Source organism: Oligella sp. HMSC05A10 (genome assembly GCF_001808335.1).
Lineage (GTDB): Bacteria > Pseudomonadota > Gammaproteobacteria > Burkholderiales > Burkholderiaceae_B > Oligella > Oligella urethralis.
Genome location: NZ_KV792937.1, coordinates 206,601 through 215,321, shown reverse-complemented (window position 1 = coordinate 215,321; position 8,721 = coordinate 206,601). Strand labels below are relative to the sequence as shown.

At 44.7% G+C, this 8,721-nt stretch carries 6 protein-coding genes and 2 pseudogenes; 2 read left to right on the top strand and 6 right to left on the bottom strand.

Features of this window, described 5'->3' with window-relative positions; genetic code table 11:
- Window positions 1-104: 104 nt before the first annotated feature.
- The 4 genes and pseudogenes from HMPREF3144_RS08790 to HMPREF3144_RS11895 all read right to left on the bottom strand — a co-directional run bounded on the left by HMPREF3144_RS08790 (window position 105) and on the right by HMPREF3144_RS11895 (window position 6,635).
- A complete protein-coding gene (locus tag HMPREF3144_RS08790) occupies window positions 105-617 on the bottom strand; it encodes an OmpA family protein (RefSeq protein WP_210394303.1) in 513 nt (170 codons plus the stop codon).
- Window positions 618-720: 103 nt separating this feature from the next.
- Window positions 721-3,834, bottom strand: coding sequence for an autotransporter outer membrane beta-barrel domain-containing protein (locus HMPREF3144_RS08785; protein ID WP_070477475.1), 3,114 nt, complete (start codon window positions 3,832-3,834; stop codon window positions 721-723).
- 1,083 nt (window positions 3,835-4,917) lie between these two features.
- Window positions 4,918-5,154 (bottom strand): annotated as a pseudogene (locus HMPREF3144_RS08780) (fumarate hydratase C-terminal domain-containing protein); the annotation flags it as partial.
- Window positions 5,155-5,357: 203 nt separating this feature from the next.
- Window positions 5,358-6,635 (bottom strand): IS1634 family transposase, encoded by a 1,278-nt coding sequence (locus HMPREF3144_RS11895; protein WP_082145073.1) that lies wholly within the window; start codon window positions 6,633-6,635, stop codon window positions 5,358-5,360.
- 372 nt (window positions 6,636-7,007) lie between these two features.
- On the opposite strand from HMPREF3144_RS11895, the gene HMPREF3144_RS08770 reads away from it, so the two are divergent.
- Together HMPREF3144_RS08770 and HMPREF3144_RS08765 are read left to right on the top strand one after the other, a co-directional pair.
- Window positions 7,008-7,838, top strand: a complete 831-nt coding sequence (locus HMPREF3144_RS08770) for an RNase A-like domain-containing protein (RefSeq protein WP_070469700.1) — start codon at window positions 7,008-7,010, stop codon at window positions 7,836-7,838.
- A gap of 5 nt (window positions 7,839-7,843) precedes the next feature.
- Window positions 7,844-8,140, top strand: a complete 297-nt coding sequence (locus tag HMPREF3144_RS08765; protein ID WP_048766897.1) for a contact-dependent growth inhibition system immunity protein — start codon at window positions 7,844-7,846, stop codon at window positions 8,138-8,140.
- Window positions 8,141-8,223: 83 nt separating this feature from the next.
- Here the strand turns inward: HMPREF3144_RS08765 and ggt are convergent.
- Together ggt and HMPREF3144_RS11890 are read right to left on the bottom strand one after the other, a co-directional pair.
- Window positions 8,224-8,406, bottom strand: a pseudogene (ggt, locus tag HMPREF3144_RS11475) (gamma-glutamyltransferase); the annotation flags it as partial.
- 85 nt (window positions 8,407-8,491) lie between these two features.
- On the bottom strand, window positions 8,492-8,721 hold a 230-nt coding region (locus HMPREF3144_RS11890; protein ID WP_246823936.1), incomplete at its 5' end, for a fumarate hydratase C-terminal domain-containing protein.

Genomic DNA, 8,721 nt, shown 5'->3' with positions numbered 1-8,721 from the left:
ACCTGTCGGGTTTGCCAACCTCGCTGGGCAAACAGAAAAACCGGAGCTCTACCCACTCACAGAACTCCGGTTTAATCGCTATCGATATGAATCGAAAACGTCGCCTATTTCGGCTGTTTAATACCGATAATCGTCACATCCACACGGCGATCCGGCTGTAAGCAATCGATTAACGCACGGGTGGCGACATTACCCTCACAACCTTGGGTGACCGGCTGTGATTTACCACGACCTTCCGCACTAATCGGTGCAGTCACGCCTTGGCTCTGTAAATATTGCTTCACGGTCTGTGCTCTTTGCTCCGATAAGCGTTGGTTATACGGCACGGAACCTAAACGGTCGGTATGACCCACTAAGGCAATGCCGTCAATACGCGCATAACCGGTACGAAGCTTTTCCGCGAGCTCATTCAACTCTTGGCGACCGGCCGGTAATAATCCGTCCTCATGCCCTTGGTCAAAGTAAAAGAGCGCATCGGCTTTTAAGGAGATCTGCTCCTGCACCACCGGTGCATCCTCGCACCACTGATAGTCCACGTCCTTTAAATTCACACACGCACTCAGCGCAAGCGCTAAACCCATCACCGAGGCACCACGTAAGCTCTTAACAATCTTCATCATCCTGTCCTTCTTATTCAATACTTAAGTTATTTTGACTGTGAAGCGACACAGTCAGTCGGGGTTGACCGCATCGCTTCTGATACGCTTTGCGTTAATTCATTTACCAACAGTAGCTAAAACCAATGCGACCACTGTAGCCCTCACGAGAAGCACTCGTGCTACGGTACACCTTGTTCTTATAACCACCTAAGTTACGCTCGTAACTCACGTCACCGTAAATGTAGGTGGATTTACCGATCGGTAACTGCGCTCCCACGCTCACCTCACCCCATGTCTTCGCAAAGCGCTCTTTAATGCGGTCACGACCTAAGTCCGCCTTCGCATCGTTACCCGTAAAGTCATGTAAGACGTTAGCCGCCACATAAACGGTATTGGTGCGTAAGTTCTCATTACCGCTATTCCACGCTAAGCGTGCACCGATGCGACCACGTAAGGTGCCGTCACTTTGACCCTTAATCTTACGTACGCCGTCATCCATGCTGTTTAGGTTCACGTACTGATAGGCTAACTGAGCCTGTGGCTCAATCAACCATTGGCTGTTACCGATCTGCCATGGGCGACCAACCTCAACGGAAGCACCCAAGCCAAAGCCATTCTGACTGAGGCGCTCACCACCGATACTCTTATACTTATTGTGGATATAAGAAACGTTACTCACTAAGTCAAGGTAAGTGCCGTTAGCTTTGTACCACGTACGGTAAGCACCAATGGACACCATGTCGGTATCGGCACTACCGGTCTTTTTATCCTCAACCACACGACCGTTTTCTGCTCGGTATTTATCGTAAAAGTCACTGTCGGCACGGCTGTACGTTAACATCACGCCTGTGTGACGGTGGTTTTTCTCATTATCGGTATACACCTCTAAGTCCGTACCAAACTGAATCATCTTGGTATCGGCATCGTAACCGAAGCGATGTTTACCTTGTTCTTTTAACTTACCGAGTTCAATACGACCCCAGATTGGGTACGGTTGATTATCGGCTCGTACGCGCTCGTAGTACTCACACGGAATCTTTCCGCACTCATCCCATAACCACGTTTGCTGCTCACCCACGCGTTGATGTAAGCGGCTCATCTGTGCAAAACCTAACTCACGGTTAATCTTCGGCACTTGCACGTAGCCGGAGGTACCCGGGGTGAGGATAGGGGTCGGTGGCGTAGGCTCTTCCGGCGTCGGTGGGGTTACCGGTGGTGTTGGGTCTTCAGGCTCCGGTGGCGTTGGATCTTCCGGCTCCGGCGTTGTGCCGGCTTGCAGCACCCAATAGTAGCTATTGCCATTTTTAACTAACTGCGCTTGACCGGCGTTCTTCGTTTCCGCGGTACCGGTAAAGGTGAGGCTCTTATTGCCTTTGATGTCCTCATGACCACCAAAATCAATCCCGTTAACCGTCACCACCGGTGACTGCCAACGACCGTTCTTTTCACCTTCTTCAATGGTCACATCACCGATAATGCCACCGGGCACACTCACTCGGGTTCCACCCGAAGCATTGCCTTGAATGACTAATAAGTCATTTTCCTGAGCATCGGGGTTATTCCAATTCGTTTTAACTAAAAGCTGACTGGTATCCGGGTGACCCCAGTAGTCACCCTCAATGGTTAATACGCCATTAGGGTCTTTGCTACCGTCACGCAAGTCAATGGTGCCCTCGTTCTTAACGTGATAACGGACATTGGCTTTTTGCGTATTCGGTGCAAGGGCTAGGGTACCGGTCTTTGCGATAGTAAGCCGGCCTAAACGCTCATCATCCCAACCGCTATGTAAATCACCGGTCAGATTTAAACGGCCATTGGCTGTGCCATCGCCGATATTAATCTTGTCCCAGTGAGAAATGCGTGTGTTACCCGCTTCCCCTTCGGTCACGGAAGAACCGGTTAAGGTGGCGTTTAAGTTGAGAACGTCTTGTTTATGGTAGCCTCCTTCTAAAGAATCGGTGATGGGCTCTTGGAAATATTTGAAACTACCGGTCGGATAGTCAACGTATTCGCCTTCGTCGACCAAGGTGATTTCTTTGACTAAGTTCGGATCGTCATCTTTTTCATTCGCATCAGGCGAAGGACTCTCGTGATCATTATCATCATACCCACTACCACTACCACTGCCACTGCCACTACCACTGCCACTACCACTGCCACCATCATCAATACAATCGCAACCGGGTTCAACTTCAACTCGACCTTCTCCGTCCAATACCGCCAGTTGACTTAAATCCACATCACCACCGAGAGTGACGGTATCGGACTCATGACCCATGTATAAATTACCCTTAAGCGCACCGCCTGTCGCATGCAACGTATCTGAACCTCCGGTGAAAAAAGTATCCGTCAGGCTTCCACCGGTCATGGGTACGATAAAATTTTTGGGTCCATTAGCAACGGAGCTAGGAGAGTTTGCTGAGTTAAGCACCAGAAGATCCTTAATATCACCATCGGTGATTTTTACCTGGGTGTTTCCATTCTTATAAACCACCGCTCGTTCAACCTCTGTACCGGCAAAATTAATCTCTCCACTAAGAGCGGCCTTGGTTAACTTGCCACCATTAAGGTCAATTTTATTATTTTCTGTCAAAGGGCCGATGAAGACACCATTTACTTCACCATCATTAACGGTCAGGGTGTTGTCGTTAGCTCCGATCTCAACATAACTAACTTTACCACCATTAACTGTAATCGCATTATCAGTTGCACTATCGTAAATTGCATCATAGTAAATTACATGATCGTAAATTCTAATACCGTATACCTCGCCGCCTTCGACAGTCAACTCATTCTTGTCAGAGGCAAACTGAAAGAGTTCAATACGCCCTCCTTCTTCTACAGTAACTTTATGCTCACCGATGTATGCATCATCATCAGATAATTCACCTTTAAAATAAAAGTTTTTTGCAAAGCCACCATCTTTTACAGTAACTTGATTGCCCTTACCATTAAAACCAAATTCCTCAGCCCCATCATACACACCACTTTGTTCAATGATGACTCTGTTGTTGCTTGACTCAAAGTTAAAACCTTTAGCAATGCCATCATTAACTACAGTAACCTCATTGTTATTCCCCCAAAAATAAAAGAGCTCAGCAAAACCGCTGTTTGTAATCGTGACTTTATTGTCTTCATTAAAGTAAGAGTCAAGGCAAAGATCTCCCCCGGAAATCGTCCCATTCCAGCCAGTAGTAGGATTTCCCGAGTTGCGATTCGGCGGACACTCCGCCATCGCCGGGATGGATACTAGCCCCCCATGACGCTTGCCAATATCAGGACCAACTTACGCGCCTCAAAGGGTCTATTAGTCGCTCTAAGCGCTTTTGTTTGATTTTTACTCATAACACATCCCTAATTAAACCGACATAGTCGTAACGACTGCAACATATAATGTTGCATTGCTTTTCTAAATATATGAGCATATATCGCCCAAATTTAGTTTAAGAATTACACAATTTCTTAAATCTACTTATGCTTAGGTCACATTGATGAATGTGATACCTACGCAAATCAATCGCACGCTGATCATTCTCAATCAGCGTACAATCAAATAACGGCTTATTTATTAATAAACTTTAATCAATAAAAATTCTGAACTTTGCCATTGTGCAAAGGAAAATCCCCTACCCTATACTTTAGGCACAAATCAAATTATAGCGATAAACTAACATAAATCAATAACTTAGAGACTAACTCATGGTTACCCAATGAAACCGAACTGACATAAATACAACATCATTAATTCGAACTGATTCCTTTAAACTGATACCTTTTATTACGTCATCAGATAAATTATCCCAATAGCTTGTGAAAAACGGACAACTGATCATGCCCGCTTAAATCTTAAAAACACGCTAAAGACATTGCAAAGCAATGACACCAACAGATATTGCTAAAGTTAAAAAATCACGAATTGCGGATGTGATAGTTCCCCGCTACTTAGCAATAACTATTGATGAAAATTTTTTGCGTTCAGTCACTTTAAAATACTAATAAACTCATATACAAATAAATCGCTGCATGCCGGAGCACCTCGAAGTGCTATTGCTGCTCTACCCATAGAAACACAGTCTAAAGACAGCCATGTCACACTAACATTAAGTGTATGTCCTTACGATCAAAACTAGTATTTAAATGCCGAGCAACTTAGGAGCTATTCCAAAAGTATATATTTAAGGACTCATCTCTAAACCTATAAAAATCAATCCTTAATATTTAAAAATTCAGCCCAAACAAAAAAGGAGCCGGGATAAACCCGACCCCAAACTGCTTAAAGCCTAAAATAAAATCTCGCTATTACGCAGCAATTGAGATTTTAAGCCTCAGCTTTTAACTGCTCAATTTTAGCCTGCCAGATCTTAGGTCCGGTAGCATGCACTGATTCACCGGTAGCATCCACCGCCACGGTAACCGGCATATCCTTCACCTCAAACTCATAAATGGCTTCCATACCAAGGTCTTCGAAAGCAACCACCTTAGCACCGCGGATAGCTTTAGAAACCAAATAAGCAGCACCGCCGACAGCCATTAAATAAGCCGATTGATGCTCCTGTTTTCGTCATTTGGGCTCCCCAAAATGCTTTTCGCAGATTTTGAGCAATTCTTGCTGCTGTTCATCCATACCTAGCAGGATCGTTTGACGTTTTTTTGCTATTGGGTAGCTCCATTTGAATTTGATACATAGTCCGGGTTAATTCGGCAGCCTGTTTTAAGGATGGGCCGGATCTTTCTTGGTACAGTGCCGTTTCCAAGGTCTTATAGGCTCAGTTCCGTCTTTGACATGCGGAAGGTCTTCGCTATCTGCCGAAGCTGACCATAATGCGCTAACAGCTCCTCGGCATCCGGCGTGGTGTTGGTGACGTAGCCCTTGAGACCATCCCAAGCCGCATCGCTTTCGTACTTCTCCATCTCAATAGCCACATGGATCTCACCGTGCATTTTAAGGTACTTGTTATAACCTCGATTGTTCAAATGAGACTTGGTCAGTTTGCCACTACGCAGCCGTTGCTGAAGCCGCTCTAAGCCCTTACGACGGTTATCTTTATCGCGCTGAGCTCTACTGCTACTGTAATGCACAATTAAGCGTTCAGCCTCGTCCTTGGTAAAGGAGTGGGCTAAGCCGTCTTCACAATTGACGGTAAGTATTTCTCGTTTTAGTTTGGCGCTCTCCGTCTTGAGCCGGGCACCGATGATGTAGGTGTAGTCTTTGGCCTTTAACGCTTCGATATTGGCCTTAGTGAGTAGTCCGCTGTCGGCAACGACAAAGGGTTTACCAAGATTAAACCGTACGCTAAAACGCTCCAGAAAGGGTATGAGGGTATGTCCCTCATAGCTTTTACCGGCAAAAATATCGTAAGCAATGGGGAAGCCATTAGCACCCACGAGTAAGCCTAAGTAAATCTGCGGATGCGTGTGTTTACCGACTTTAGAAAAGCCCGCCTGACGTAGGTCATCATCATCTTCCGCCTCAAAGTGCAGCGTCGTCATGTCATAAAACACAACGCTAATCAGACCGCCTTGCATGCGCTTAGTGTGCTCAAAGGCAATCTGCTCAACCAACGGTTGGTAGCGATCTGCTAAACGGTCTAGAAAGCGGTAGATAGCACTGATCTCCAGCTTAACGCCACAGTATTTTAAGAGGTAAGTAATGGTTTTAAGTTTACTGAAAGGATAAGCTAAGCGAGCAATCACCAAGTGCCGAAACAACTCATCAGGCACCCGATTAAAGCCGATGGCATCATAGATACGGCCAAAGATAAGCTCCGGGTCAATCACGTGTATTTGATTGTTCTGCAGTGACGAGACCACCGTGACGGCTTGCTCATCTTCCTCGGCACGAGTGAAATCAAAGTCAAAACTTAATTGAGGCTTGTTGTCTACAATGTACTGCTCTGCTTCTAATTTAAATCGTTCAATGTCCGGATGCGTTGTGGCGCAACCGATGAATTTCAGCACTTTGTAGGTACCGTTTTTCTTGCTAACTACTTGAATACTAACGGATCCTGACTTATTTTTCTTCTCACGAACGAACATAACGAGACACCCGGGACACCCTAAAACGTCTCTATTTTAGACTAAGTTATTGATTTATAAGGAAATGTTCGGGTGTCCCGAAAAAAGTGACGAATACAGGAAAAAGCTTTAACTTTTACCCTCCACATTAAATTCGCTAACGTGTTGACCATTAAGTCCAAAAGTGCATTGGATGGATATAGTTTTTCCTTGTAAAAACGTTATTTTATCCACGTATAAATGATTAACAGAACTTAAACATATTGATATGACACTAATATGTCATACGTAATCAATGGTTTAACAATTAAGAAATCAAAAATAGTGTCATAAAAGCGAAAAAAATACCAGATAAAATGAGATGCAATTTTTATAGCCATTGAGGTGCTACTTATGCAAACCGAAGAAGGATTACGAATCGTTTTATCGCCTGTTCAGATGGCTGGCATACTTCATAATGCCTCGATTAGCGAAGGGGAGATACTTAGTAACCGTTTATGGGGTGGTTTAAATCTCGTGAGTGGAATGCTTGAGATGCTCATCGCTGGCGGCATGTGTGCTGCCCCAGAACCTACCATGCTGACCAAAGCTGGCTGTATCGTTGTTGGTGCACATGCTGCGGATATGGTTCACTCTTCTTTTAAACAAATATTAACGGGTACCGTAAGTAATACAAGAATTGCTAAAGCAGTGACTGATACAGCAGAAACGCTTGGTGCATCAAAAGGAACAGCCAATATAATCGCATTGTCAGTTGACTTGGCTGTTCCTATGGGATTTGCCTCTGCCATTGGTGCTGCTAGGGTGGCGACGATAAGGGCCGGTAGAATCAAGTTGGCTGAGCACGAGGCTGTAAAGGGTTCTAAAGCTGGTGGTCATACGATCAGTAGACACGTAGGCCATACTGAAAAAGATCTCTTATACCGCTTGGCCAACGATCCGAAAGTTGGTCCTGCGGCCAGTTCTTTTACTAATTTGAGAGTCGCTGAGCGAGCTATTTCTGAGGCGATGCGAGTAAATAGGTTTTATATTGAACAGTGGATAAAATCCGGTGAAAAAAGAAAATTAGTGATTCAACATACCGTTGGTGGGTATAAGGTAGGTGGATACATTGCGAAAGGAACTAGCAATTATGTTCAGACTTCAAAGCTTAGAGTGGTACTAGATCCAAAAAGTTATAATGGAAAACAGTATTACATATTAACAGCTTATCCGATAAGGTAAATCCTATGCACAAATACGAAGAGATCTTTCAGTTAATGGGCGGTTATCTAAACCAAGATATGTATGTCATTTGTGATGCCGATAACTTGGAAGAGGCTGTGGATTATTATGTGTCCGAAGTGGATGAGCATGTTTTGCAGAGATTATTAGAGGAATTATCTCGCTTTGAAAAAGACTTTGCTAATGACTTAGACAGCGCTTTTGAAACACAGTTTTCACCCGAAATATTCATTGATTCTGTGAGTGATTTTTTCACGCTACTGCGAACAACGATTAAAAAGCATTATCCAGCATTGATCTAAACCCTCCCTAACCATGCAGATAGTAAAATGGCTATGCTCCTCACAGAAACATAGCCGTTTCCAAACGTTAAAATCAAATCAAATTAATAACCTATTGCTGCTCCATCCGGGTTGCGTGGATCAGAGTAACCGTACATCTTGCCATCAATAATTTGAATGGTTTGGATACGACCCATACTGGCTTTGACGCTCACCTTATAGCCTGCGTCTTCGAGTAGTTGAATGGTATCCGGGCTAAAACCTAGCTCAAGACGCAGCTCATCCGGTAACCGAAAAGGAGCCGGGATAAACCCGACCCCAAACTGCTTAAAGCCTAAAATAAAATCTCGCTATTACGCAGCAATTGAGATTTTAAGCCTCAGCTTTTAACTGCTCAATTTTAGCCTGCCAGATCTTAGGTCCGGTAGCATGCACTGATTCACCGGTAGCATCCACCGCCACGGTAACCGGCATATCCTTGACCTCAAACTCATAAATGGCTTCCATGCCAAGATCTTCAAAAGCAACCACCTTGGCACCGCGAATGGCTTTAGAGACCAAATAAGCGGCACCGCCGACAGCCATTAAATAAGCCGATTGAT